Annotated in this window: 24 protein-coding genes; 15 read left to right on the forward strand and 9 right to left on the reverse strand. The window is 66.5% G+C overall.

The genetic code is table 11. The features are described from left to right. The first annotated feature begins 11 nt into the window (after positions 1 to 11). The 4 genes from TSB10P1A_RS21825 (at position 12) to TSB10P1A_RS21840 (ending at position 4,517) form a co-directional block, all read left to right on the forward strand. Entirely contained in the window at positions 12 to 2,159 is a 2,148-nt protein-coding gene (locus TSB10P1A_RS21825; protein WP_186390030.1) for a S9 family peptidase, read from the forward strand. Between the two features lie 81 nt (positions 2,160 to 2,240). After that, complete coding sequence (locus tag TSB10P1A_RS21830) at positions 2,241 to 2,801, forward strand: DUF3833 family protein (RefSeq protein ID WP_186390031.1); 561 nt, start codon at positions 2,241 to 2,243, stop codon at positions 2,799 to 2,801. Between the two features lie 84 nt (positions 2,802 to 2,885). Next, entirely contained in the window at positions 2,886 to 3,647 is a 762-nt protein-coding gene (locus TSB10P1A_RS21835) for a Stf0 family sulfotransferase (RefSeq protein ID WP_186390032.1), read from the forward strand. Positions 3,648 to 3,749: 102 nt separating this feature from the next. Continuing rightward, positions 3,750 to 4,517 carry a S9 family peptidase gene (locus TSB10P1A_RS21840; RefSeq protein ID WP_186390033.1) on the forward strand — a complete coding sequence of 256 codons (768 nt, stop codon included), beginning with the start codon at positions 3,750 to 3,752 and terminating at the stop codon, positions 4,515 to 4,517. Between the two features lie 21 nt (positions 4,518 to 4,538). On the opposite strand, the gene TSB10P1A_RS21845 is transcribed toward TSB10P1A_RS21840, so the two are convergent. Next, positions 4,539 to 4,745, reverse strand: a complete 207-nt coding sequence (locus tag TSB10P1A_RS21845) for a DUF2892 domain-containing protein (RefSeq protein ID WP_371328839.1) — start codon at positions 4,743 to 4,745, stop codon at positions 4,539 to 4,541. 293 nt (positions 4,746 to 5,038) lie between these two features. Here TSB10P1A_RS21845 and TSB10P1A_RS21850 point away from each other — a divergent pair, with 293 nt between their 5' ends. Further along, positions 5,039 to 5,830 carry an alpha/beta fold hydrolase gene (locus TSB10P1A_RS21850; protein WP_208987173.1) on the forward strand — a complete coding sequence of 264 codons (792 nt, stop codon included), beginning with the start codon at positions 5,039 to 5,041 and terminating at the stop codon, positions 5,828 to 5,830. A gap of 220 nt (positions 5,831 to 6,050) precedes the next feature. After that, complete coding sequence (locus tag TSB10P1A_RS21855; RefSeq protein ID WP_186390035.1) at positions 6,051 to 6,422, forward strand: hypothetical protein; 372 nt, start codon at positions 6,051 to 6,053, stop codon at positions 6,420 to 6,422. An 81-nt stretch (positions 6,423 to 6,503) separates the two neighbouring features. Here TSB10P1A_RS21855 and TSB10P1A_RS21860 read toward each other — a convergent pair whose 3' ends face one another. Further along, complete coding sequence (locus tag TSB10P1A_RS21860) at positions 6,504 to 7,103, reverse strand: superoxide dismutase (RefSeq protein WP_186390036.1); 600 nt, start codon at positions 7,101 to 7,103, stop codon at positions 6,504 to 6,506. Positions 7,104 to 7,516: 413 nt separating this feature from the next. Between TSB10P1A_RS21860 and TSB10P1A_RS21865 the strand changes: the two genes are divergently transcribed. After that, entirely contained in the window at positions 7,517 to 8,710 is a 1,194-nt protein-coding gene (locus TSB10P1A_RS21865; RefSeq protein WP_208987174.1) for a YbfB/YjiJ family MFS transporter, read from the forward strand. Between the two features lie 68 nt (positions 8,711 to 8,778). Here TSB10P1A_RS21865 and TSB10P1A_RS21870 read toward each other — a convergent pair whose 3' ends face one another. Then, positions 8,779 to 9,636: a branched-chain amino acid aminotransferase gene (locus TSB10P1A_RS21870; RefSeq protein WP_186390037.1), complete on the reverse strand. Its 858-nt coding sequence runs from the start codon at positions 9,634 to 9,636 to the stop codon at positions 8,779 to 8,781. Positions 9,637 to 9,908: 272 nt separating this feature from the next. Here TSB10P1A_RS21870 and TSB10P1A_RS21875 point away from each other — a divergent pair, with 272 nt between their 5' ends. Both TSB10P1A_RS21875 and TSB10P1A_RS21880 read left to right on the forward strand, forming a co-directional pair. Continuing rightward, positions 9,909 to 10,367, forward strand: a complete 459-nt coding sequence (locus TSB10P1A_RS21875; protein ID WP_186390038.1) for a VOC family protein — start codon at positions 9,909 to 9,911, stop codon at positions 10,365 to 10,367. A gap of 104 nt (positions 10,368 to 10,471) precedes the next feature. Then, positions 10,472 to 11,152, forward strand: a complete 681-nt coding sequence (locus TSB10P1A_RS21880; protein WP_186390039.1) for a haloacid dehalogenase type II — start codon at positions 10,472 to 10,474, stop codon at positions 11,150 to 11,152. Positions 11,153 to 11,240: 88 nt separating this feature from the next. Here the strand turns inward: TSB10P1A_RS21880 and TSB10P1A_RS21885 are convergent, their stop codons facing one another. Together TSB10P1A_RS21885 and TSB10P1A_RS21890 are read right to left on the reverse strand one after the other, a co-directional pair. Beyond that, positions 11,241 to 11,648, reverse strand: a complete 408-nt coding sequence (locus TSB10P1A_RS21885; RefSeq protein WP_186390040.1) for a DUF4332 domain-containing protein — start codon at positions 11,646 to 11,648, stop codon at positions 11,241 to 11,243. A gap of 70 nt (positions 11,649 to 11,718) precedes the next feature. Next, positions 11,719 to 12,114, reverse strand: a complete 396-nt coding sequence (locus TSB10P1A_RS21890; RefSeq protein ID WP_186390041.1) for a DUF2267 domain-containing protein — start codon at positions 12,112 to 12,114, stop codon at positions 11,719 to 11,721. 169 nt (positions 12,115 to 12,283) lie between these two features. Between TSB10P1A_RS21890 and TSB10P1A_RS21895 the strand changes: the two genes are divergently transcribed. From TSB10P1A_RS21895 to TSB10P1A_RS21910, 4 genes are all read left to right on the forward strand, one after another. Beyond that, positions 12,284 to 13,888, forward strand: coding sequence for a helicase HerA-like domain-containing protein (locus tag TSB10P1A_RS21895; protein ID WP_186390042.1), 1,605 nt, complete (start codon positions 12,284 to 12,286; stop codon positions 13,886 to 13,888). A gap of 353 nt (positions 13,889 to 14,241) precedes the next feature. Beyond that, positions 14,242 to 16,434, forward strand: a complete 2,193-nt coding sequence (locus TSB10P1A_RS21900; RefSeq protein WP_186390043.1) for an inverse autotransporter beta domain-containing protein — start codon at positions 14,242 to 14,244, stop codon at positions 16,432 to 16,434. 217 nt (positions 16,435 to 16,651) lie between these two features. After that, complete coding sequence (locus TSB10P1A_RS21905; RefSeq protein WP_186390044.1) at positions 16,652 to 18,043, forward strand: dipeptidase; 1,392 nt, start codon at positions 16,652 to 16,654, stop codon at positions 18,041 to 18,043. 21 nt (positions 18,044 to 18,064) lie between these two features. Continuing rightward, a complete protein-coding gene (locus TSB10P1A_RS21910; RefSeq protein ID WP_186390045.1) occupies positions 18,065 to 18,646 on the forward strand; it encodes a TIGR00730 family Rossman fold protein in 582 nt (193 codons plus the stop codon). A gap of 124 nt (positions 18,647 to 18,770) precedes the next feature. On the opposite strand, the gene TSB10P1A_RS21915 is transcribed toward TSB10P1A_RS21910, so the two are convergent. Then, the gene (locus TSB10P1A_RS21915) at positions 18,771 to 19,472 is read right to left on the reverse strand and encodes a LuxR C-terminal-related transcriptional regulator (protein WP_186390046.1); all 702 of its coding nucleotides are present in this window, start codon (positions 19,470 to 19,472) and stop codon (positions 18,771 to 18,773) included. Between the two features lie 622 nt (positions 19,473 to 20,094). On the opposite strand from TSB10P1A_RS21915, the gene TSB10P1A_RS21920 reads away from it, so the two are divergent. Then, the gene (locus tag TSB10P1A_RS21920; RefSeq protein WP_186390047.1) at positions 20,095 to 20,682 is read left to right on the forward strand and encodes a DUF1131 family protein; all 588 of its coding nucleotides are present in this window, start codon (positions 20,095 to 20,097) and stop codon (positions 20,680 to 20,682) included. A gap of 95 nt (positions 20,683 to 20,777) precedes the next feature. Continuing rightward, complete coding sequence (locus TSB10P1A_RS21925) at positions 20,778 to 22,217, forward strand: TIGR03808 family TAT-translocated repetitive protein (RefSeq protein WP_186390048.1); 1,440 nt, start codon at positions 20,778 to 20,780, stop codon at positions 22,215 to 22,217. Between the two features lie 71 nt (positions 22,218 to 22,288). On the opposite strand, the gene TSB10P1A_RS21930 is transcribed toward TSB10P1A_RS21925, so the two are convergent. The 3 genes from TSB10P1A_RS21930 to TSB10P1A_RS21940 all read right to left on the reverse strand — a co-directional run bounded on the left by TSB10P1A_RS21930 (position 22,289) and on the right by TSB10P1A_RS21940 (position 26,081). Next, a complete protein-coding gene (locus tag TSB10P1A_RS21930; protein WP_186390049.1) occupies positions 22,289 to 23,314 on the reverse strand; it encodes an asparaginase in 1,026 nt (341 codons plus the stop codon). Position 23,315: 1 nt separating this feature from the next. Continuing rightward, on the reverse strand, positions 23,316 to 24,542 hold the full coding sequence (locus tag TSB10P1A_RS21935; protein WP_186390122.1) for an aminotransferase: 1,227 nt from the start codon (positions 24,540 to 24,542) through the stop codon (positions 23,316 to 23,318). 153 nt (positions 24,543 to 24,695) lie between these two features. After that, a complete protein-coding gene (locus tag TSB10P1A_RS21940; protein WP_186390123.1) occupies positions 24,696 to 26,081 on the reverse strand; it encodes a homospermidine synthase in 1,386 nt (461 codons plus the stop codon). Positions 26,082 to 26,330 lie beyond the last annotated feature (249 nt).

Below are 26,330 nucleotides of genomic sequence, written 5' to 3' on the forward strand. Positions count from 1 at the left end.
ACCTCCGCTCCATGTTGAAGACACCTCACAGCCCCCTTTCCGATGCCGCGGCTGCGCCGGCGCCGCGGGCGGACCAGCGCCCCCTCACCCTCATCGCCCATGGCATCGCCCGCGAGGATCCCTACCACTGGCTCCGCGCGGAGAACTGGCAGGAGGTGATGCGGGCGCCCGACACGCTCGATCCCGCCATCCGCGCCTATCTGGAGGCGGAAAACGCTCATCTCGAAGCCGGCATGGCCGACACGAAGGGTCTGCAGGAGACGCTGTTTTCCGAGATGAAGGGGCGGATCAAGGAAGACGACAGCAGCGTGCCGATGGCCGACGGGCCCTATGCCTATGGCTTTGCCTATATCGCCGGCGGCCAGCATCCGCGCCTCGTCCGCATGGCGCGCGAGACGGCCGAGCGCGGCGGCGAAGCCGAGGAGATCCTGATCGACGGCGACAAGGAGGCAGCGGGCAAGGCCTATTTCCGTCTCGGCGGCGCCATGCACTCGCCCGACCATTCGCGCCTTGCCTGGGCCTTCGACGACACCGGCTCGGAGTTCTACACCCTCCTGGTGCGGGACCTTGCCAGCGGGCGCGATCTCGACCAGCGGATCGAGGACACCGGCGGCGGCGGCGTCTGGTCCGCCTGCGGCCGCTATCTCTTCTATGTGCGGCTCGATGCCAACCACCGGCCCTCGAAGCTGTTCCGTCATGAGGTCGGCACCGACCCGGCCGGCGACGTGCTGGTCTACGAGGAGGCCGATCCGGGCTTCTTCATGAGCATCGGCAAGACCCAGTCCGGCCGCTTGCTGACCATCGACATCCACGACCACGAGACCTCCGAGGTCCGCCTGATCCCGGCCGATGCGCCGCTTGACGCCCCCGTCACGGTGGCGGAGCGCATCACCGGCACCGAGTATTCGGTGGAGGACGACGGCGGCGACACGCTGCTGATCCTGACCAATCACGGCGGGGCGGAGGACTTCCGCATCATGAGTCTGCCGCTCGCCGCTCTGCGCGCGGGCGCCGGCCCGGAGGCCTGGCGGGACGTGGTGCCGCATCGCGAGGGGCGGCTGATCCTCTCCTTCACCTGCTACGCCAAGCACATGGTGCGGCTGGAGCGCGAGGACGGGCTGCCGCGCATCGTCGTGCGCCGCATCGCCGACGGGCTGGAACATGCCATCGCCTTCGACGAGGAGGCTTATTCGCTCGGGCTTTCCGACGGCTACGAGTTCAACACCAACCGGATCCGCTTCTCCTACTCGTCGATGACGACGCCGGCCCAGGTGTTCGACTACGACATGGAGACGCGCGCGCGCACCCTGCGCAAGACGCAGGAGGTTCCGTCCGGCCACGATCCGCAGGCCTATGTGACGCGGCGGCTCCAGGTGCCGGCCGGCGACGGCGAGACGGTGCCGGTGTCGCTGCTCTACCGCAAGGACACGCCGCTGGACGGCAGCGCGCCCTGCCTGCTCTACGGTTACGGCTCCTACGGCATCACCATCCCGGCGAGCTTCAACACCAACTGCCTGTCGCTGGTCGACCGCGGCTTCGTCTATGCCATCGCGCATGTCCGCGGCGGCAAGGACAAGGGCTTCCGCTGGTATCGGGACGGTCGCCGGCAGGCGAAGATGAACACGTTCACCGACTTCATCGCCGCCGCCCGCCACCTTGCCGAGGCGGGCTTCACCTCGTCCGACCGCATCATCGCGCAGGGCGGCTCGGCCGGCGGGATGCTGATGGGCGCGGTCGTCAACATGGCGCCGGAGGCCTTCGGCGGCATCATCGCCGAGGTGCCCTTCGTCGACGTGCTCAACACCATGCTCGACGACACGCTGCCGCTGACGCCGCCCGAATGGCCGGAATGGGGCAATCCCATCGCGTCGCAAGAGGACTACCGGACGATCGCGGCTTACTCGCCTTACGACAATGTCGCGGCGCAGGCCTATCCGCCGATCCTGGCGGTGGCCGGCCTCACCGATCCGCGCGTCACCTATTGGGAGCCGGCCAAGTGGGTCGCGCGCCTGCGCGAGCGACGCAGCAACGAGGCCGCCCTCTTCCTGAAGACCAACATGGAAGCCGGCCATGGCGGCGCCTCGGGCCGCTTCGACCGGCTCAAGGAAGTGGCCTTGGTCTATGCCTTCGCGCTGAAGGTGGCCGGCGCCACGGACTGAGAAGCGATCCGGCGCGGGCCAGCCGCCGTAAACGGTATTAAGGGCAGCAGCAGGCTGCCCAGGCCGGTTACGGAGGTTACCATGCCCGCGCTGATCTTCTGCCGCGAGGCGGCCCGCGCCAACATTCCCGCTCTGGCGGCCGTGCTCGCGTTTCTCCTCCTGCTCCCGGTGCTCGCTGCCGGCTCTGCCCATGCAGACGGCAAGCCGCTGGTGCTGGAGGACTATTTCCGGGGACGCACTGTCGGGGAAGGCGTGTTCGAGAGCCGGATCGCCGGCATCCGCCGCCCCTTCACCGTGGTCACTCATGGCACCTGGAACCCGAAAACCTTCACGCTCCGGCTTCGCGAGGACTTTCGGTTCGCGGACGGCGAGCGTGACACCAAGGTCTGGTTCTTCCAGAAGGTGGCGGAGAACCGCTATATCGCCACCCGTTCAGACGTGCTCAACCCGGTGACGATCACCACCGGCGGGTCGAGCATCCGCTTCGACTATGCGGCCAGGCTGGAGACCGAGAGCGGCCCGGTGGCGGTGCGCTTCTTCGACACGCTGACCCGCGTCGACGCCCGCACCTTGCGCAACACGGCAGAGGTGCGGAAATACGGCATCACGGTCGGCACCGTCGATCTGACTTTCCGCAGATAACGCGTTCCCGAGCAAGACGCGTCACGTTGCTGTCACGAAAGGGGGGAAGGATTATTTTCCCGAATCCGACCTGCCTTTCGCCCAATGCCATCTTTCCAGTCCTACATTCTCTGCACCTCACCGCGCAGCGGCAGCACACTGCTGTGCCGGCTTCTGGCCGCGACCGGCGTCGCCGGCAGGCCGGCATCCCTGTTTCATGAGCCGTCGCTGGACGACTGGCGCGAGCGCTTTGGTCTTTCCGGCGAAAAGGAACGCGGCGAGCGCGACATGCTCGCCCAGATCTTCACCTCTGCCCTCGAGCGTGGGCGCGGCGGCACCGGCCTGTTCGGCCTGCGCCTGCAGCGGCACAGCTTCGCCTTCTTCAGCGAGAAACTCGCGGTTCTCCACCCGGACCGACCGGACGATGCCGCGCGCCTTGAAGCGGCCTTCGGCCCGACGCTGTTCATTCACCTGACGCGCCTCGACAAGATTGGCCAGGCGGTTTCCTATGTGAAGGCGCAACAGAGCGGGCTGTGGCACAGGGCCTCGGATGGCACGGAGCTGGAGCGGTTGTCGCCGCCGCGCGAGCCGGTCTACGACGCCGCGCTGCTGCGCAGCACCCACGACACGATGGTGACCGCCGACCGGGATTGGGAAGCCTGGTTCACGGGCCATGGCATCGCCCCGCTGCGCCTCACCTATGAGGCGCTTTCGGCCGATCCGCGAGGGACGCTGCGCCATGTTCTTGAAGCGCTCGGTCTCGATCCGGCAACAGCGGACACCGTCACGCCGGACGTCGCCAAGCTCGCCGACGCAACGAGCCGGGAGTGGGCGGAGCGGCTGCGCACGGATCTCGGGTTCGCGTGACGGCACGGCTCCCGCCGCAGATGCAGCCGTGCTAAACCTGAGGTGGCAGGTGGAGGGTTTCCCTCGGAAGTCGGGTGGTTGCAAGATCAGGCAGGAGTCGCCATGCCCCTGAACATCGTCCGCCGCCTCATTCCCGACTGGGGCACGACCTATGGCCCGCCGGGCGATGGACCGTTTCCTGCCGTCATGATCCTGCATGGGTCGGAAGGCGCCTGGTCGGGCTGGAGCCATCGCAATGCGGTCCTGCTCGCCGCCCATGGCTTCCTGGCCTTTCCCTTCCCCTATTCGAAAGGCGGCAACGCGTGGAACGCCGGCAGCATCGCCGACGTGTCGCTGGACCGGACCGCCGAGGCCCTGGCGGCGCTTCGGGGATTTGCCCCATCGGGCGGCAAGGTCGGCATCTACGGCGTGTCACGCGGGGCGGAACATGCCTTGCTGCTTGCATCGCTGATGCTGCGGGACGGCGTTGCCGGCGTGCCGGATGCCATCGCCGTGCACAGCGCGCCGGATGTCATTTGCGGTGCCTTCGATGCCCGCCGCTGGCGGGATGCGGGCGACCCCGGCTGGCAGGTCTGGGACCCTGGCGAGCGTGCCTGGTCCTGGCGCGGATCGAGCGACGACCTTCTGCCCACAACGCCGATCGAGATCGAGCGCTATGACGGACCGCTGTTTCTCAGCCATGGCACGGCGGACAAGGTCTGGTCGGTCGAAACGACCAGACGGCTCGCCGAGCGGCTGCGGCGCCAAGGCCTCACGCCTGAGGTTCACTATTATCAAGACGAAGACCACCTGCCGCGGAGCGAGGCGGAAAACCGGCACCACGAGAAGCTGATCGCGTTCCTGGAGCGCAATCTGACCTCTTGCGACTGACCCGGCCCTCGTCTGGCCTTCCTACTTGCCGCAGGTATTGATGCCGAGCAGCGTGTAGGCCGGGCACCATTTCAGGAAGGCGGTCAGCAGCGGCACGACGCCGATCCAGCCGACCCATTTCCAGGTGATGTCCGCCGGTCCGAACAGGGCAAAGGCGATCAGTGCCAGCCCTACGACGATACGGGCGATCCGGTCGGCACTGCCGACATTGGTGGTGATCATCGACATATCAGCTACTCCTTCGGGGGCTGCGACAGGAGGCGCCTCGCGCTTTCCCGCAGCGTTCCCCTGCCCCACTTCCTGTCCGGCGGTCCACGTGCGGCACGCCGGCAGATCCGAAATTTTCTATTATTCGAATATACTTGAAGCCCCTACCCGCCCGCAAGCCACCCTGCTGCGGCAGGTTGGCGCGCGATCTCGCCGAGGGGCGGCCGGCGGCAATGGACAGGAGCATCATGCCTCGGCTATGCGGAGGCATGCAATGCTCGCCTCCTTCGACACGTCCCACCGCGATGCCCGCCGTGACCGATCCAGTACCCACCCACGACCTGCGGATCGAGACCGGCCGGGGCGCGCTGTTCGTGCGACTCTGGTGGCATGAGCCATCCCTGAGGGACGCGCCGCCGCCGGTGGTGCTGTTTCACGACTCGCTGGGTGCCGTCGAGCTCTGGCGCAGCTTCCCCCAAGCACTTTGCGAGGCGACCGGCCGGCCGGTGATCGCCTATGATCGGCTCGGCTTCGGCCGCTCGGATGCCTTTCCCGGCGCGCTGCCTGCGGATTTCATCGCGGCGGAAGGGCGGGACACGCTGCCGCTGCTGCGCGATGCCTTGGGCTTCACGCAGTTCATCGCCTGCGGCCATAGTGTCGGCGGCGGCATGGCGGTGGAAACGGCTGCAAACCACCGCGCGACCTGCCTTGCGGTCATCACGATGGGCGCGCAGGCGTTCATCGAGGAGCACACGCTGGCCGGTATCCGCGCGGCGCAAGCGGTCTTCGAGCGGCCGCAGGACCTGGCGCGGCTCGCCCGATATCACGGCGACAAGGCGCGCTGGGTGGTCGACGCCTGGATCGGGACCTGGCTCTCCCCCGCCTTTGCCGGCTGGACGCTCGATGACGCGCTGGCGGGCGTCGCCTGCCCGCTTCTGGCAATTCATGGCGAGGCGGACGAGTTCGGCTCGCCCGAACACCCCCGCCGGATTGCCGGGGCGCAGGGGCGTTTCGTGCTGCTGCCGGCGATCGGTCACAATCCCCATCGCGAGGCGGAAGCGGAGGCGGCCGGGCTGATTGGATCGTTCCTCGCCGAACGCCTCTGATCTACGTGCGAGGATGCTGCCCCACATATGCCAGTGTCGCGTAACCGGCCTTAAACGAAAGACGATTACACAATGGAGTGACCCGTCGCCGGTACCGGCGCATCATCATCATTCCGCCCCAGTCCTTGCGCCAGATGGCAAGGATGAGGGACCGCAGGGCACAGCTTGCAGGACCGGTTACCTGACACTGCCGCCCCCCAGAAGACAGTCGAGGATCGTCATGCCCGCTTCCAGCCTCTCCTTCCGCAAGACCGGAACCAAGCCCGGCCGCGCCGTGGCCCTCGCTCTGGCAGCCACGCTTTGCCTGTCCCAGGCGGGACCCGCGCAGGCAAGCTTCCTCGGCGACTTGCTGTTCGCGCCGACCTATAACGAGGAATATGTGCCGGGCACCTACGGTACGCGGGCCGACTGCCGCAACCCAAATTCCGGCCCCTGGCGCGGCATTGTCGGCGGACGCAAGAGCGTCGACCTGCGCACCGTGCAGTTCTCGCGCGAAGGCTGCTTCCAGACCGAAGCCGAGTGCCGCGCATTTCTCAACTATATTTCCGCGTACCTCACCCTGGTCTTCACTGCCCAGTGCAGCCGGCGCTGACGAGGACATCACGCGCGCAGGAATTGAAAAAGGCGGGCCCGCGCGGACCCGCCTTTTCCGTTTGATGCGTTGCGCCAAAGCTTACGAGGCAGCCTGGAACAACTCGTCGACATAGTCCCAGTTGATCAGGTTGTCGACGAAGGCCTCCAGATACTTCGGGCGGGCGTTGCGGTAGTCGATGTAGTAGGAGTGCTCCCACACGTCGACGCCGAGCAGCGGCGTTGCGCCATGCACCAAGGGGCTCTCCCCGTTCGGCGTCTTCATGACGGCCAGCTTGCCGTCCTTCAGCGCCAGCCAGGCCCAGCCGGAGCCGAACTGCGTGGTGCCGGCGGCGATGAAGTCGGCGCGGAACTTGTCGAAACCACCGAGATCGGAGTCGATACGCGAAGCCAGGCCGCCCGGCAGCTTGTTGCCGCCGCCATTCGGCTTCATCCACTTCCAGAAATGGATGTGGTTGTAGTGCTGACCCGCATTGTTGAAGAGACCGGCGTTCTTGCCGAAGCTCTCCTTGACCACGTCCTCCAGCGACTTGCCCTCAAGGCCGGAATCCTTCAGCAGATTGTTGCCGTTGGTGACATAGGCCTGGTGGTGCTTGTCGTGGTGATACTCCAGCGTCTCGGCCGACATATAGGGTCCGAGCGCATCGTAGGCATAGGGCAGGTCCGGGAGTTCGAAAGCCATGAAAACCTCCTCAGGGCGGAACGAGAGATCAATGCCGTCCGGGCGGACAGCACCCGCAGGCGGAAGCCGGAGCGCCTTTGCCACGGCGGCCTTGCACGGGTTGTAAACCATTCGGTCCGACAGCCGGATGACGGCCGGGCCGGGATGTCGGCATCTTCCGCGAAACGCGGTTGCTGCCTGTCACACAAGGCAAAATAGGCACGTGACCGGCAATCGGCAACGGGCTTATACCCCTTTTTCCCAAGGCCCTGATCCGGCCCCGCCGACCATGGCCAGTTCTCTCGATGCCCCGCCGGTTACCATACGCTCACCGCTTTCTTGGGCTCCGAGGCGATTTTTCCTCTCGGCGATCTACCACCCACGCTAGATTTGCCTGCCCGCCTTTCGCGCCACGTTCCCAAGGCCGTCTCCGCATGCCCGCCAAGCCTCGCCCTGCCTCCGCCTCCCCCGTGCTGCTCGCCTTCGGAGGCTTCTGCGCCTTGGCCGCAGCCATGGGCATCGGCCGCTTCGCGCTGACGCCGGTGCTGCCGTTCATGAGCGAGGCCATTCCACTCTCCGCCTATGAGGCCGGCCTCATCGCCTCGTCCAACTATCTCGGCTACCTGATCGGCGCGCTGGCGGTCATGGCCGTCGACAAGGAGCGGATCGGTCTCGGCTTCCTGTTGAGCCTTGCCGGCAGCGCGGGAACATCCGCCCTGATGGCGATCGACGGCGGCCTCGTCTGGCTGGCTCTGGTGCGCTTTCTCGGCGGCATCGCCAGCGCGGGCGTGCTGGTGTTCTGCTCGGTGCTGGTGCTCGACCGGCTCGCCGCCGCCGGGCGCGGCGACCTTTCCCAACTCTACTTTTCAGGCGTCGGCATCGGCATCGCGCTCTCCGCCGTCACCGTCGGCTGGCTGGCCCGCGAAGGCGCCGGCTGGCAGGGCCTGTGGGCGGCCTGCGGCCTCGTCTCGGCCGTCCTGTGCACGGGGGCGGCCACCTTCGTGGTCACGCGGGCGCCGCGTGGCGCGGCGGCTCCGGCCTCAAGCCCGCCCCCGCCCCGCGCCCACATATCGCCGGCGCTTATGCGCCTCGCCGCCGCCTATGCGCTGTTCGGGATCGGCTATGTGGTGACCGTCACTTTCCTAACCTCCATCCTGCGCCAGTCGGAAACCCTGGCGCCGTTCGAGGCACCGGCCTGGGCGGCGGTGGGAATGGCGGCGGCCGGTTCCGTCTGGGTCTGGGGACGGGTGTCGGCCTGGATCGGAGGAGCCTGGGCCTTCTCGCTCGCCTGCCTCGCTGAGGCCATCGGCGTTGCCGCCAGCGTCCTGTTTTCCAGCATGGCCGGCATGGCGCTCGCCGCCGTTCTGCTTGGCGGCACCTTCATGGGCATCACGTCGCTGGGGCTGATCGAGGGGCGGCGCCTGGCCGGCGGTGATCCGCGCAAGGTGATGGCGCTGATGACCGCCTGCTTCGGCACCGGCCAGATGGTCGGCCCGACCCTTGCCGGGCTGATCGCCGATGCAACCGGCAGCTTCTACTGGCCATCGATGGCGGCGGCTGCCCTGCTGGTTGTCGCCGCCGCGCTGGTCGGCCCGCTGTCGGGCCCGCGGCCGGCGCGCCCTTCGTGAAATGAAAGCGGCGGCGCAGCCCATGCTGCACCGCCGCTTCGATCGTCCGTCCGGTTCGCCCGACCCGTTCAACCGTGGGCGAACTCCCAATAGAGGTCGCGGGCGCGCTGAGCGACCGGGCCCGGCTGCAATTCGCGATCCTCAATGCGCTTGACCGGCACGACCTTGTTGTAGTTGCCGGTCGAGAAGATCTCGTCAGCATCCAGAAAGTCGCCATAGCCGAGCGTGCGCTCATAGACCTCGGTGCCGGCATCGCGCAGCAGCTTGATGATCCGCTGGCGGGTGATACCGTTGAGGAACGTTCCGTTCCAGGCCGGGGTATGGACCGCGCCGTCCTTGACCATGAAGACGTTGGCGGTGGTCAGTTCCGCGACATTGCCGAGCATGTCGAGCACGATGGCATTGTCGAAGCCGCGCGACTTGGCCTCGACGATCGCCCTCGCATTGTTGGGATAGAGGCAGCCGGCCTTGGCGTTGACCGGCATGGTCTCCAGCGTCGGCCGGCGGAACGGCGAGAGCGTCAGGGTGATCGCCGCATCCTTCGGCGCCAGCGCCGCCTCGAACAGGCAGAGCGCGAAACGGGTCGAATCGGCGTCGCCGGCGATGGTGCCGATGCCATCGCCCTCGGCCCAGTACATCGGCTTCACATAGACCGGCGTGTTGGGAGCAAAGCGCGACAAGCCGTCCTTGGTGAGTTCCATCATCTCGCCCGCCTTCATCACCGGCTTGAGGCCGAGGGCGCGGGCGGAATCGTTGAGCCGCTGGCAATGCAGGTCGAGGTCCGGCGTCACTCCCTCGAAGGCGCGCGCACCGTCGAACACCGACGAACCGAGCCAGGCCGCGTGGGTGCGCGTCCCCATGATCGGAGCATTGCCCTCGATCCAGTTTCCGTCGATCCAGTTCCAGGTCTGCGACCACTCGCTCATCTTGTGCTCCCGATCCGTTTTCTCGCGATTGGAGGGGGATCGAACGCCCTTCGCCGGCGAAGGTCAAGGCCTCGCCTCGGTGTCTCCGGAAAAGGACAGATTTGTTCCACCGGTCCGGCGCTCCCTTTCAGATCAATCCGGATTCAGCAGATTTTCGGAATGTTGTTGCGCCCCCTTCCGCTTCATCACCAGGCCGCCACACGCAGCCTCTGGAATTATCGTTCCTGATATGTTCTAAATTCACTGCAACACACGCAAAAGGCCCAGAACTCATGGAACAGCGACTGACCCTGGTAACACTCGGCGTCGATGACGTCGCCGAAGCGCGGCGCTTCTTCGAGGAGGGGCTCGGATGGCGGGCGGCAGCCGTTGATAGCGACGAGGTCGCCTTTTTCGACTGCGGCACCTGCGCGCTCGCCCTGTTCGGTCGCGGCTCTCTGGCGCATGACGCTACGGTCACGGATGACGGCGGTCGCTTCGTACCGGTCTCTATCGCCTGGAACGGACGCAGCCGAGCCGAAGTGGATGCCGCCTTTGCCAAGGCGGTTGCGGCGGGCGGCGACCCGGTCAAGGCGCCGGAGGAGGTCTTCTGGGGCGGTTACTCGGGCTATGTGCGCATCCCGGGAGGCCATCTGCTGGAGCTTGCCCATAACCCGGACTGGTCTCTCGACGAGACCGGGCGCATGCAGCTTCCTGAGCCGGCTTCTTGTGCGCCGCACAAGAAGCCTTGACCTGCGGGCGGGATGGCTGTTTGCTTGGCAGGTGAACAAAATTGCGGCACCGCCGCCACAGAGCTCCCGCCATCGGGCGCTCGTCCCGCCAAGGCCCCGACCTCATGTCCCGTTCTGCGACCCGCCCCGTCTCCGCCTATGTCTTCGATGCCTATGGCACGCTGTTCGATGTGCATGCGGCAGTGCGCCGTCATGCCGGCGACCTCGGGCCCGAGGCGGTGCACCTGTCGACCCTGTGGCGGCAGAAACAGCTCGAATATTCCTGGACCCGGGCGCTGATGGGCCGCTACCTGGATTTCTGGACCCTCACCGAGCAGGCCCTCGATACGGCGATGGCGATGACAGGCAAGAGCGATGCCGACCTGCGCCAGAGGCTGCTCGACGCCTATTGGAAGCTCGATTGCTACCAGGAAGTTCCGACCGTGCTGAAGCGTCTCAAGGACGACGGCAACCGGCTGGCAATCCTGTCGAATGGCTCCCCCGCGATGCTGGAGGCGGCCGCGCGCGCGGCCGGCATCGAAGACCTGCTCGACGAGGTTTTTTCCACCGATCTGCTGAAGACCTACAAGACCCGGCAGGATGTCTACGAACTGGTGACCAACCACTTCCGTATCTATCCCGAAGCGGTGTCGTTCCAGTCGTCCAACCGCTGGGACATCGCCGGCGCGACCGCCTTCGGCTTCCGGAGCGTGTGGATCAACCGCATCGGCGCGGCAGACGAGTATGCCGACCTGCCGCCGGTGGCGGTACTGGCCGATCTGGAAGGTCTGCTGGCGCTGGCGTGAGAGGGGCGCGCACCTTGCGCGCCCGCGAAACGCCGCTCCGACCCTCATTCAGGCCAGAGCGGATGACGCTGACAGGTCTTTCTGGCCGTCAATAGGTCATGGTCGGGGGCAGGCTCTTGGCCTGCTCCACCCATTTCTCCACCGCCGACTCGCTCGGAAGCTGACGAACGAGCTTCTTGGCCTCGTTCACTTCCTTCATCTTCGCGTGAAGGTTGGCCGGAACCCGGTGCTTGAGTTCCTTGACCGTGTCGACGCCGGCAGCCTCGAGCAGCTCGGAATACTCCTCGCCAACGCCGCTGATGCGCATCAGGTCGGCCATGTTGGCCCATTTGAGGATGCGCTTGTCGTCGATGCCAGTCTCCTCGGCCAGCGCCTTGCGCCCCTTCGGATCCTTCGCCCGCTCCAGATAGGCGTCCGTGGTCCTGATGCCGATGGCCTGAAGCTTGCCGGCATAGACCGGGCCGATACCCTCGATCTCGTCAATGGAATAAGACATCACCACCTCCACATTGCCCCGGCACTGATCGCCGAGCTTGACCCCGAGCCGCGCGGGGACCGCGAACCTCTCACAGAACCTGGCCGAGCCCCGGGATCGAGGCGACCACCCGGTCGACCACATCGGCCCCCACATGTTCGCGTGCCGCCTGGATCAGTTCCCGCGTGACGGCCTGAACCTCCCCCATGTCGAGACCGGCGTCGGTCAGTTCGTTGAGGGCGGCCATGGCTCCCATGCCACCGCCAATGCTGCCGCCGAGCTTGCCGGCAAGACTGCCGAGCAACCCGCCACCGCCACCCTGCTCCGCCATCAGAGCAGATGCTCCCGGCAGCGCCGCAACGATACGGGCGACCGCGTCCTGCGGCCCATCTCGATTGAGAAAATTGAGGATGATGCCAATGGCCTGGCGCGCGAGGTCCTCGCTGATGCCGGCAGCCGAGGCAATGCGGCCAATAAGCTCGTCCATCTGTCCTCTCCCGCTTGAGGAATCATCGAGCGTCTGCCTGCCAATCTGGCACGAGAGCGCGCGCCGCGACAACCGCTATACACAGGTTCGTCCGCGGGTTACATGAGATTTCGGGCGCACTGCCAGGGTTGGCGGTGCGCACGCCACGCAACGCAGCGGAGACGGCAAGGTGCAGCAGGACGCAGACAGGATCTTCATCGGCGCTTCGGACAAGCCGGAATATCTGACGCTGAAGCTCGCCAACCGGCACGGACTGATCACCGGCGCCACCGGCACCGGCAAGACCGTGTCGCTGCAGATCCTCGCGGAAGGCTTCTCCAATGCCGGCGTGCCGGTCTTCTGCGCCGATGTGAAAGGCGATCTCGCCGGCATCGCCGCGGCCGGCGACCCCAAGGACTTCCTCGAAAAACGCGCCGCCCAGATCGGCTTTCTGGAAGATTACATCTACGAAGACTTCCCCACCCTGTTCTGGGACCTGTTCGGCGAGCAGGGCCACCCGATCCGTGCCACGGTCTCCGAAATGGGCCCGCTGCTGCTGTCGCGTCTGATGGACCTCAATCCGACGCAGGAAGGTGTCCTCAACATCGCCTTCAAGCTGGCCGACGACGAAGGGCTGCTGCTGCTCGACCTGAAGGACCTGCAGGCGCTGCTCGCCCATGTGGCCGAGCGCTCGTCCGAACTCTCCGGCCTCTACGGCAATGTCACCAAGGCCTCGGTCGGCGCCATCCAGCGCCAGTTGCTGGTGCTGGAACGCCAGGGCGGCAACGCCTTCTTCGGCGAACCGGCCCTCGACATCCGCGACATGATGCGCACCACCCGCGACGGGCGCGGCGTCGTGTCGGTGCTGGCCGCCGACAAGCTGATGGGCGCACCGCGCCTCTACGCCACCTTCCTGTTGTGGCTCCTGTCGGAACTGTTTGAAGAGTTGCCCGAGATCGGCGACCCGGAGAAGCCGAAGCTCGTCTTCTTTTTCGACGAGGCGCACCTGCTGTTCTCGGAAGCCCCCAAGGCGCTGCTGGAGAAGGTCGAGCGGGTGGTCCGCCTGATCCGCTCCAAAGGCGTCGGCGTCTATTTCGTCACCCAGAACCCGCTCGACGTGCCGGACACGGTGCTGGCCCAGCTCGGCAACCGGGTGCAGCATGCCCTGCGCGCCTACACACCGCGCGAGCAGAAGGCCGTGAAGGCGGCGGCGCAAACCTTCCGCCCCAATCCGGACCTCGACACCGAGCGCACGATCATGGAGCTCGGCGTCGGCGAGGCGCTGGTCTCCATGCTGGAAGGCAAGGGCGTACCCTCCATCGTGCAACGGACCCTGATCCGCCCGCCCTCCTCGCGGCTCGGTGTGCTGAGCGCCGAGGAACGGGCCGAGATGCTCAAGGCAAGCCCGCTTGCCGGCGTCTATGACGAGACGATCGACCGACATTCCGCTTTCGAGATGCTGCAGCAGCGGGCGGAGGAATCGGTGATGCTGGAGGAGCGCCAGCGCATGCGCGAAGAACAGGAAGCGGCACGTCGCGGCGGCGTTCCGCGCCGCACCCGCTCCGGCTTCGAGATCCCCGACTTCGACCGAGCTCCGCGGCCGATGCCGCAGGTGCCGGAGCCGGTGCGAACCCCGTCGCGCACGACGTCGCGGCCGCCGGCCACCCGCCCCACCCGCTCGCGAACCGACAGCGTCGCCGATGCCGCGGTGAAGTCGGTGGTCCGCTCGCTCGGCTCGGCGCTCGGCCGTGCGCTGGCCCGGGGCGTGCTCGGCTCCATCAAGCGGGGAAGCTGAGCCGCACGCTGTCCACACCTTCGTCACGCCCAGAAACTCCTTCACACCCTGAAAACTGACTGCCGTTGCGGCGCCGCGACGGCAGTCGTGTGCCGCTGGCTGGCAGATTGCACGAGGCAGCGCAGGCCAAAACCAGACTTATTGACTCATGTTTTTGCAGGGGTTATGCCTCCCCTTGCCGAGCGGACCCGAGGTGTCCGCTCCCGATCCTCCGGCCCGCCCGAGCAAGCGATACGCAGCAAGGTCTGGCCCATCCCGGACATTTCAAAAAGAAGACCGCGCGGACCTGCGCGCCGCGGCCGGGCGTGTCTGCCCGGGCGCAGTCGCGCCCGTTTGCCCGAAAAAGGTGAGGCATGACGTCAAGCAGATCGAAGCTCATGCGCGCGACCGCGCTGTGCACCGCCCTGTGCGGTTCCCTCCTCAGCGCCATGCCGGCCGGCGCCCAGCAGGCAGCAACGCCGCTGCCCGAGGCTCCGTTGTGGGGACCGCATCTGGAGATCGGCGGCAAGGCAGGCACGAAGGGCAGTTCCAGTACCGGCGAGACGACCCTGTTCGTACCGCTGTTCCAGACCTTCGACCGGCTGATCTATACCGATATTCGCGGCACGTTCGGCGCGGCAGGATCGCAGGAAGTCAATGCCGGTCTCGGCATCCGCCAGATCATCGACAACCGTTGGATCGTCGGCACCTATGGCTTCCTCGATTACCGCCGCTCGCACTACAACAACCACTTCCTGCAGATGACGCTCGGCGCCGAACTGATGACCGAGCGCTTCAACCTGCGGGCCAATGCCTATCTGCCGGTCGGCAAGACCAAGCATCAGCTCTCCTCCCACGACACGGCTCGCGTCGGCCCGGCCTCGATCACGGTGCGCGGCGGCGAGGAGCGCGCCCTGCGCGGTCTCGACCTGGAAGCAGGCGCGCTGACCGGCCTCAGCCTGCTGGGCAACGGGCGCGACGAGTTCTGGGTACATGGCGGCGGCTATGCCTTCTGGGAGGACAAGGCCGAGACGGTGTGGGGACCGCGCGTGCGGGCCGAATACCGAATGAACGACGTGCTCGTCGAAGGCAGCCGCGTCAGCCTGCTTGCCGAATATCAGTATGACAGCCCGCGCGGCTCGCAGGGCTTCTTCGGTGCTCGGCTGCGTCTGCCGCTGCAGCGGGTGATCGGCCGGGAGGAGAGCGGCACTCGCCTCACCGCACTCCAGCGCCGGATGACCGAAACGGTGGTCCGCGATGTCGACGTGGTCACTCAGGCAGGTGCCTTCGGGGCCGAGGTGACGGGCGTCGACGCCCGCACCGGAGCTGCGCTCGACAACCTCGTGGTGATCGATCCCGCGACAGGCGACATCGGACAGGCCATCGGAGCGGCGGCCCCCGGCCAGCAGGTGTTCGTCAACGGCACTGGCGCGGTGATCGAGATCGACGACACCATCTCGCTTGCCGCCAACCAGAGGGTTGCCGGCGCCTTCGATGTGCGCAACCCCTTGACCGGTCGCATCCTTCGCGTCGGCGACACCCGCCTGCATGGCAGCGACGCCACGCGCGACCTGTTCCAGATGGCCGACGACACGGCACTTTCGGGCTTTTCCCTGTCCGGCGGGCGCCATGCCATCACTTCCAACGGTGCCAGCAGGGTCTCGCTCACCGACCTCAGCATCTCGAACGTTGCCGGCGCGGGCATCAATTTCGAGAACGGCTCGGATCTCACCATCGCCCGCCTCGCCTTGTCGGAGATCGCCTTCGACACCGCCCATGGCTTCAGCAACTTCTCGCCGACCGCGACCGTAAGGGGCGTCGGCATCCGCCTCAATCGTGCCAACGGCGTCGCGGTGGAGGACGTTACCGCCGACCGGGTCGGCATGGGCATCTTCGCGAATGTGTCGCAGGACCTTGCCTTCAGGAACGTCAGCATCTCCAACGCCGCCAAGGAAGGTCTTGTCTTCCATTACGTGCACCGCGCCGATCTCGACAAGGTCGACATTGCCCAGACCACGGCGGACGGCGCAGCCTTCGTCGCCTCCGGCGAGATCGCCTACCGAAACTCGGTGCTGACAGGCCTTGGCGCCCTTCCCAGTCTTGGGGTTCGCAGCGGCGTCAATATCAGTTCCTTCAGCGGCGACTGGTCGATCATCGTCGGATCCGAATCCAACCATGGCTACCGCTTCGACAACCTGACCATCGATGGCGCCACCAATAGCGGCATGATGATCATGGGCATCCGCGACTCCAGCTTCACCAATATCGACATCGCCAATGTCGACATGATCGGCATTCAGCTCATGCAGATGCTCAACCCGTCCGACGCCCTGACGTTCGAGACTGTCGCCATCGATCAGGCGGGCCGAGCCGGCTTCTGGCTGATGGGTGACTTCGCGGCTCTCAATGGCAACGTCACCGTGACCGGAACGGCGGAGGCCTGCGGCCGATCGCCGTTCATGCCGACGAGCCTGGCTCAATCGGGCGGTGCCGCCCTGGTGATCAACGGCGCGGAAATCACCACTGCGGACGTCATGAGCGCCTGCGCGCCGGTCAACAACTACTGACCCCTTCCGAGCGCCGTCGCACCCTTGCGGCGGCGTTCGCGGGCGCTCATCTGATCGAGTGCGACGACGGCACGGCGCAGGCTGCCCGGAGTGCGGGACAGCGACGCGCCGTGCCTTGCCTTGGCTCCTGATCTGTGTCCATGCTGGGCCTCCTCCTTGGCGTGCCGGCGGCAGTCATGCCGGCCCAACGCCCACCCTTTCACAGCGGAGCCCAACCATGTCCGATCTCGACCGGGTCCTGTCTCGAATCGACGCCGATTTCGACGCCTCCCTCACCCGCCTCTTCGATCTCGTTCGGATCAAGAGCATCTCCACCGACCCCGCCTTCAAGGCTGACTGCCGGCAGGCGGCGGAGTGGCTGGCGAGCGAACTGACGGCGATCGGCATTCCGGCAAGCGTGCGCGACACCGCCGGCCATCCCATGGTCGTCGGCCATCGCAAGGAGGACGGGAAGAGCGGCCCGCATGTGCTGTTCTACGGCCATTACGACGTCCAGCCGGTCGATCCGCTCGACCTGTGGGAGCGCGATCCGTTCGATCCGGCCGTGGTGACCCGGCCCGACGGCTCGAAGATGATCGTGGCCCGCGGCGCCGCCGACGACAAGGGCCAGCTCATGACCTTCGTCGAGGCCGCGCGTGCCTGGATCGCCGAGACCGGCAGCCTGCCGGTGTCGGTCTCCGTGTTGCTGGAGGGCGAGGAGGAGTCCGGTTCGCCGTCGCTCCATCCATTCCTGACCGCCAACAAGGACGAACTCGCCTGCGATCTGGCGCTGGTCTGCGACACCGGCATGTGGGACCGCGAGACGCCCGGCATCACCACCATGCTGCGCGGCCTCGTCGGCGAAGAGATCACCGTCACCGCCGCCGACAAGGATCTGCATTCGGGCATGTATGGCGGGGCCGCGCGCAACCCGCTGCATGTGCTCGCCGATATTCTCTCCGGCCTGCATGACGAGACCGGCAAGGTCACCCTGCCCGGCTTCTATGACGGCGTCATAGAGATGCCGGAGGACGTGCGCGCCCTTTGGGACAAGCTCGGCTTCGACCACGAGGCCTTCCTCGGCGGCGTCGACCTGAAATACCCGGCCGGCGAGAAGGACCGCACCGCGCTGGAGCAGATCTGGACGCGCCCGACCTGCGAGGTCAACGGCGTGTGGGGCGGCTACAACGGTGCCGGCTTCAAGACCGTGATCGCCTCGCAGGCCCATGCCAAGATCTCCTTCCGCCTGGTCGGCGACCAGGATCCGGACAAGGTGCGTGCCGCCTTCCGTGCCTATGTGGAGGCAAAACTGCCGGCCGACTGCACCGTCACCTTCCAAAAGCATGGCGGCAGCCCGGCCCTGCGCCTGCCGTTCGACAGTCCGGCGCTCGCCAAGGGCCGCAAGGCGCTGTCCGACGAGTGGGGCCGCGAGGCTGCGCTGATCGGCTGCGGCGGTTCCATTCCCATCGTCGGCGACTTCAAGACCATGCTGGGCATGGACTCGCTGCTGATCGGCTTCGGTCTCGACGACGATTGCGTCCACTCGCCCAACGAGAAATACGAGATGACCAGCTATCACAAGGGCATCCGCTCCTGGGCCCGCGTGCTCGACGAACTGGCGAAGGGCTGACGGATATCAATGGCGACGGACATGAAATCCATCTGCGTCTTTTGCGGCTCCAGCATGGGATCGAAACCCGCCTATCGCGAGGCGGCCATCGCAACCGGCGCAGCCATTGCCCGCTCCGGCCGGCGTCTTGTCTATGGCGGGGCGAAGGTCGGGCTGATGGGTGCGGTCGCTGACGGCGCGCTAGCGGCCGGCGGCGAGGTCATCGGCGTGCTGCCGCTCTCCCTGCAGGAAAAGGAACTGGCCCATCCAGGCCTCAGCGAGTTGCATATCGTCGCCTCGATGCACGAGCGCAAGGCAATGATGGCCGACTTCTCCGACGGGTTCGTCGCGCTTCCGGGCGGCGCCGGCACGCTGGAGGAACTGTTCGAGATCTGGACCTGGGGCCAGCTCGGCTACCATCGCAAGCCCTGCGGCTTCCTCAATGTCGATGGCTTCTACGACGGTCTGCTGACCTTCCTCGACCTGCAGCGCGACGAGGAATTCGTCAAGCCGGTGATGCGCGACATGGTGCTGGTGGCAAGCGATCCGGCCGAGCTGATCGCCAGGTTCGAGCGCTACGAGCCGCCGGCAACGCCCAAGTGGATCAAGCGCGACGAGACCTGACGCACCGGCACCGATCCGCGCGGACACAAATCAAACGGCCACCTGGAGGATCCTCCAGGTGGCCGTTTTCGTTCCGCTTACCGGCTGCGCCTTTCGGCTCAGCCTGTCGGAGCCGCCTCCGGCATCAGAGCCGGATCTGGCCGTAGCGCAGGGCCTCGACCACCGTATGGGTCTTGTTGGAGGCGTTGAGCTTGGCGCTGGCGTTCTGCAGATGCGCATGCACGGTGCGCTGCGAAATGTCGAGCAGGCCGGCAATGTCGCTCGCCGTCTTGCCGAGCGCAGTGAGTTCCAGCACGCGCCGCTCACGCGCGGACAGATCGCCGGGACGCTGCGTCGACAGCACACCGAGGTCGATCAGACGCCGGAAGGCGGTGTTGCAGAGCAGTTCCAGGTTGGACAGTTCCACCGACCCCGCCTCGAGGTGGACGCCGCCGCCCATCACCATGGCCTGGAAGGGATGCGTTTCCGTCACCGGCACCACCACAACGCGGGTGTCCCGCCCCAGCGAGGCGAACAGTTCGGAATGCTCCATATCGCCCTGGGTCACGTCCCAGAGGAACGCGCGGGTCCGCATCAGGCCGAGCATCAGCGCTCCATCTTCAGTATCGAGGTCGCTGCGCTCGATGCCGCCGGCCCGCTCGTCGGCCCAGCGGAAGCGATGCACCAGCCCGTCGATCGGCCTGTTCGGCATCGGCAGTCCGGTCACCAGAATATGTGTTGCCCCCAGTCTGCGAAGCTGGGCCTCGACAATGTCGAGAACATGCTTGCCCGTCTGGGCTTCGGCAATCGCCGCCGCCTTGGACTGCGTCTCCATCGGGTCAGCCATCTCTTCCCTGCCTTTCGTCTTCACAAGTGCCTTACCAGTTCGGGCTTGGCATCTTCGACCATGCATACAGCCGCAAATTGCGCCAGTTTGAAGGCTCGAGGCCGTCCGACGGCTGTTCGCGCCAGATTGCCTCGGTCAAACTGGCAAGAACTTCACCGCCTTACGGTCGTACTCCCTCGTCGAAAATCCCTGCCCCGAGAGACGAGAAAGTGACCGAAACATGGATATGCGTGCAGTACCGAGTGCCCTCCCTCCCCCGGGAAAGCGACCGGTCCCGATTTTCCGATTCCATGCCGAGCGGCGAACCTTGTCCGAGTTGATCAGACCACGGAATACCGGAGCTCTGCAACCCTCTGTTACCAATAGTTTTTACTGCAACGACAGAAAAGCGCGAAGAACGCCTCGCGTTTCAGTCGCAACGCCACCTTTTCAAGAGGCGCGACAACCGAAACAGCCGCGAGCGCGGGCAACCGCTTTTCAAGGGCTTGTCAATTGCGCGAAGGACAAACCCGCCAAGGGCTGCGACAGAAGGAACAGGCTCGAGGCTGCGCGAGGGGGTTCCGTGTCGGGCTCATGAATGCTATCTGCCGGGCCGGGCACAGTCGAGGAGATCCTGTTCAAGATGAAACTGCCATATCCCGCCCTCTGCCTTCTCCTGCCACTGCTTGCCGCATGCTCGCCGAGCGCAGATCTCGACACGGTCAGTTCGGTGCGCACGCAGCCCGGCCCGCAGGTGCGGATCACCGAGGCCGGTGCCGGCGGCATCAATGCCGGCACCCCCTACTCCGCAAAGGCCATTGCCGCCGCGCTGCCCGGCTTCACCACCGAGGGCTTCCAGGCCGCGACCGAGGACAACACCGAATGGGCCATCGGCGCCTATAACGCGCAAGGGTTCCAGGTCCTGCATTTCTACAAGGACAGCGACGGGAAGCTGCGCGAGATGCATGGCGTGACCCATCACCTGCAAGGCCCCAATGGCGAGCGTATCGGCATGAGCTTCGCCGAGATCGGCACCGCACGCAGCGATTGCCGGGTCGGTCGCAACCTGTGGCGCGGCATGGCGATCTGCAAGGCGCGCGGCGCCAGCAACATCACGCTCGTCTATGCCATCCCGCAATATCCCGGCCCGTTCGATCAACTGGCACCTGGCGACCAGTTGCGCGAGGCCGTGCTGCAGCGGATCATCTGGACCCCCCTCGGCAGAACCTGACCGGTCGCATCTCCGCGCCATGACCTGTGTCCCATTTCGGGACGCAGATGTCGGCATGCCGCTTGCGTGGCTGCCGGCGGGGAGAGTGGATGGGCATGAAACGAGACAGGCAAGCACGAGTGCGGCAGGCGCCCTCCGAGGCGCAAGCGGAACCGACGCGCCGCGGTTTGCTGCGCGGCGGACTTGCTCTTGCCGGTCTCGTTTCACCTCTTCTACTGCCACAGGCGGCAAGACCCGTCGCCGCTGCGGTGCGGGTCGCCGACCTGCGCGGCACCATCGAGGCGAGCGAATTCGGCGTGCGCCCCGGCGCTGCCGACGACCAGAGCGCCCTGTTGCAGCAGGCGATCAATGCCGCGGCGGATCGCGGGCGGGCGCTGTTCCTGCCCGGCGGCCGCTACACCGTCGCCAACCTCCGCCTGCCCCCCGGCACCCGCCTTGTCGGCCTGCCCGGCCAGACTCGGCTCGACTACCAGGGCGGCGGCCATCTGGTGTTCGCCCAAGGACCGGGAACCATCGGCATGGAGGGCATCCATTTCGACGGCGACAACCGGCTGCTCGGCGAGTACACGCCGGCTCTGCTGCATTTCGCCGATGTCGACGACCTGTTGATCGAGGGCTGCGCTATTACCGGCAGTTCGCAGGCCGGCCTGGCGCTCGATCGCTGCGGCGGGCGCATCACCGGCAACGCGATCTCCGGCGCGCGCACGGCGGGCCTGCGCTCGATCGAGGCGCGCGGCCTGTCGATCACCGACAATCACGTCCATGACTGCGCCAATGGCGGCATCCTCGTGCATCGCTGGAGCGAAGGCGAGGACGGCAGCATCGTCTCCGGCAACCGGATCGAGCGGATCTCCTCGCGCGATGGCGGAACGGGCCAGAACGGCAACGGCATCAACATCTTCCGCGCCCATGGCGTCATCGTTAGGGGCAACCGCGTTGCCGACTGCGCCTTTTCGGCTATCCGTTCCAATGCCGGCTCCAACGTGCTGATCGAGGGCAATTCCTGCCTCCGCTCGGGCGAGACGGCGATCTATTCCGAGTTCGCGTTCCAGGGGGCGGTGATCGCCAGCAACCTTGTCGATGGCGGCGCCATCGGCATTTCCATCGCCAACTTTCTCGATGGCGGCCGGCTTGCCACCTGCTCCGGCAACATCGTCCGCAACATCGCCGATACCGGCCCCTATCCGGCCGAGGTGCAGGGTTTCGGCATCGGCATCGCGGTGGAAGCCGACACCGCCGTCACCGGCAATGTGGTGGAAAAGGTGGCCCGCTTCGGTCTGAACCTGGGCTGGGGGCCTTACCTGCGCGACGTCAGCGTCGCCTCCAATGTTATCCGCGACTGTCCCGTTGGCGCGGCGGTGACGGTGGTGGAGGGCGCCGGCTCGGTGCTGATTTCCGGCAATATCTTCTCCGGCACGCCGGGCGGTGCCATTATCGGACATCGCTGGAAGGAGGCCGTCACCGGCGATCTCACAAGGCCGAACGCCGCAGACGGCTTCGGCCACCTCGCCATTCAGGGCAACATGGTGCGGTAAGGCGGCCTTGCGGCCTTGGGCAAGACGCCGGCCGCCAGATCTCTCAGGTCAGATCTCTCAGGTCAAATCTCTCAGGCCAGATCTCTCAGCGGAGCAAAGGCCTCCTCAACGGCGCGAATGTCGCCGACATGGCGGCCGTTCCAGTTCTCCAGCCGCGGGGCGCGCCAGCGGGCAAGCGCCTGTGCCTCGTCCTCGTCGAGATCGAGCAGCGCGTCGATGACGGCCGCCATCATCGTCTCGGCCGCGCGCGTTGCCCCGTCGTCGCATTTCAGCGCCACGCCGAAGCCAAGTTCCGGGATCGCGGCCGTGAACACCCCTTCGGCGCCGGTCTTGACGAAGACGCGCCCGCCGAGCGCCGCCATCACCTCGGTGCAGAAGCGCCCGGTCCCCGCCACCATGAACGGGTTCCCGACACAGGCATTGTAGATCCGCTTCGCCGCCTCGGCCCGCAAGGGCTCCAGCCCGTCGCCGGTGCCGAGACAGGCGAAGCCGCGCGCCAGCGGCGCCAGCGGCATGGCATAGGTGGGGATCGAGCAGCCGTCGGTGCCGCGCGCCATGTCCGTCAGATCGACGCCGCAGATCTCGCCGATGGCCGCCCGGACCTCCCGTTGCACGGGGTGGTCCGGCTCGACATAGCCGCGCGTCGGCACGCCGAGCGTGCGGGCCAGCCCGAGGAATCCGGCATGCTTGCCGGAGCAGTTGTTGTGCAGCGGACAGGGATTGGCGTCGGCGCGGTGCAGGACGGCGACGTCCTCCATGCGCTGCGGCCAGTGGCTTCCGCATTCCAGCGCGTCCTCGTCGAGGCCGGCCTTCATCAGCATCACCCGGGCAGCGCTGACATGCACCGCCTCGCCGCTGTGCGAGGCGCAGGCGAGCGCCAGTTCCGCGTCGTCGAGGTCGAGCGCATCCGCCGCCCCCGACTCCACCAGCGGCAGCGCCTGCAGCGCCTTCACCGAAGAGCGCGGGAAGACCGGGCGCGCGTGGTCGCCAAGCGCAGCAACGACACGGCCCGCCGCGTCGACCACCACCAGCGCGCCGCGATGCCGGCTTTCCACCGTCTCGCCGCGCAGCACCTCAACCAGCACGGGATTTCCCATTTCAGGCCCTTTCGGCTGCCGCCTGCACGGACCCGGGCGCGGCCAGCACGGCGGAGACGCCGCCGCCGCGCGCCGACAGGAAGGCGCCCAGCCGTTGCAGCGCCCCGTCCAGCACCTCGTCCTTCTTGCAGAAGCAGAAGCGCACGAAATTGGTTGGCGCATCGGCGACATAGAAGGCCGAGACCGGCACAGCGGCAACGCCCGCCTCCTCGACCAGTTGCCGGCAGATGTCGACGTCCGTGCCCTGAAGCCCGAGAGTGGAGACATCGCAGGTCAGGAAATAAGTGCCCTCGCAAGGCAGCACGCCAAAGCCGAGCGCGGCGAGCCCGCTGGCGAAGCGATCGCGCTTGGCCTGCATCTCCTCGCGCAGGGAGACGAAATAGCTGTCTTCCTTGCCGAACCCATAGGCCACCGCCTTCTGCAGGTTGGGCGGCGTCGTGAAGGTGACGAACTGATGCGCCTTGGCGATCGGGTCGAGCAGGTTCGGCGCGGCCGTGACATAGCCGACCTTCCAGCCGGTCAGCGAGAAGGTCTTGCCGGCCGAGCCGATGCGCACCGCGCGCTCGCGCATGCCCGGAAACGCCATCAGCGGCAGGTGCTGGCGGCCGTCGAACAGCAGGTGCTCATAGACCTCGTCGCAGATCGCATAGACGCCATGCTCGTTGCACAGCCGCGCGATCGCCGCCAGTTCCTCCTCTTCGAACACCTTGCCGGCCGGGTTCATCGGATTGTTGATGAGAATCGCCTTGGTGTTTTCGGTGAAGGCGTCGGCGAGCTTGCCGAGGTCGAGCTTCCATTGCGGCGGGGTGACGCGCAGACGCACCGGAATGCCGCCCGCCCGCTTCACCAGCGGCAGGTAGCAGTCATAGAGCGGCTCGATCAGGATGACCTCGTCGCCCGGCTCCAACAGCGCCAGCAGCACGTCGGCCAGCGCCTCGGTCGCGCCCGAGGTCACCATCACCTCGCTCTGCCAGTCGACATCGAGGCCGTAGAACCGCTTGGTCGAGGCGGCGACCGCCTGGCGCAGTTCCGGCAGGCCCAGCATCGGCGGATACTGGTTGGGGCCGGCCATCAGCGCATCGGCAGCGGCCTGTCGCACATCCTGCGGTCCGTCCACATCCGGAAAGCCCTGGCCGAGATTGATCGCCCCATGGGCGATGGCGAGCCGCGACATGGTCTCGAAGATCGTCGTCGGCAGTCCGGTAAAGACGGGATTTGTCGGCTTCATGCTGTGCTTGCGTTCCCACATGGCGACGGTATCCGGGGGTTGTAGCCATTCGCGGCGGCTGCGTCGAGTGAGGATGCGCGAACGGCCCGCGCCGCCCTTCCTTCTGGAAAGATCGGCACGGGCCGCCGGAGTGTCCGTCCTGCTGCGAAAAGGTCAGCGCACCAGGATGTTGCGGAACTGCCAGGGATCGCTCTCGTCGAGATCCTCCGGGAACAGGCCCGGCCGATCCGTCAGCGGCGTCCAGTCGGTGTAGTAGCCCTTGACCGGACCGAGATAGGGCCGCTGGACCTCCAGGCAGCGCCTGTAGTCCATCTCATCGGCCTCGACGATGCCCGAGGTCGGGTTCTCCAGCGCCCAGACCATGCCGGCAAGCACGGCCGAGGTCACCTGCAGGCCCGTCGCGTTCTGGTAGGGAGCGATCTCGCGGGTCTCCTCGATGGAGAGCTGCGAGCCGTACCAGTAGGCGTTCTTCTCGTGGCCGTAGAGCAGCACGCCGAGTTCGTCGATGCCGTCGACGATCTCGTCCTCGCCGAGCACATGCAGCGTCTCCTGCATCTTGCCGGCGGCGCCGAACAGTTCGTGCAGCGACAGCACCGCGTCATTGGCCGGGTGGTAGGCATAGTGGCAGGTCGGGCGGTAGACGACCTTGCCGTCCTCCTTCAGCGTGAAGAAGTCGGCGATGGAGATCGACTCGTTGTGGGTGACCAGGAAGCCGTACTGGGCGCCCGGCGTCGGGCACCAGGTGCGCACGCGGGTGTTGGCGCCCGGCTGCTCCAGGTAGATCGCCGCCTTGCAGCCCTTCTTGTGCTTGCGGGCGTTCTTCGGCATCCAGGTCTCGTGCGTGCCCCAGCCCAGTTCGGACGGCTGAAAGCCCTCGGAGAGGAAGCCCTCGACCGACCAGGTGTTCCAGAACGCGCCCATGGGCTTCGGCTTCCTGGCCCGCTGGGTGTCGCGCTCGGCGATGTGCACGCCCTTGACGCCGACCTTCTTCATGAGCTTCGCCCAGCCCTTGCGGGTGGTCGGCTCCTCGAACTTGGTGCCGGTATCGCGGGCAATGTCGATCAGGGCCTGCTTGACGAACCAGGAGACCATGCCGGGGTTGGCGCCGCAGCAGGACACGGCGGTGGTGCCGCCGGGGCTCTTCTTCTTCTCGCGGCGCACGGTCTCGCGCAGGGCATAGTTGGTGCGCGAGGCGTTGTCGGCATTCTCGTCGAAATAGAAGCCGAGCCACGGCTCGACCACCGTATCGATGTAGAGGACGCCGAGTTCGCGGCACAGCTTCATCAACTCCAGCGAGGAGGTGTCGACCGACAGGTTGACGCAGAAGCCCTGGCCCTCGCCTTCCGTCAGGAGCGGCGTGAGAACCTCGCGGTAGTTGTCCTTGGTGATCGCCTGCTTGAGGAACTTGTAGCCGCGCTCGTCGACCAGCTTGCGGTCGGCATCGACCGGGTCGATCACTGTGAAGCGGGACGTATCGAAGCGGAAATGCCGCTCGATCAGCGGCAGCGTGCCCTTGCCGATGGAGCCGAAGCCGATCATCACGATCGGGCCGGAAATCGTTCCGTGAACGGGCCAGGACTTCTCCGCCGCGGTGGCGGTCGCGGCCGCCTCGAGCGCCGGGGCGGGCTTCGTCGTCTTCTTCTTCGCCGCCGGCTTCTTCGCTTCGGTCATGGCGGGTGTCCTTCTACTTGCAACTGTCTGCCTGGCGGCACCGGGCAGGCACCGTCCGTGCTGGACCATAACGCCGGCCGGCCGCTTTCGCGACCGGCCGGCCCGGATTTGTCAGGG

The organism is Stappia sp. TSB10P1A (genome assembly GCF_900185725.1).
Lineage (GTDB): Bacteria > Pseudomonadota > Alphaproteobacteria > Rhizobiales > Stappiaceae > Stappia.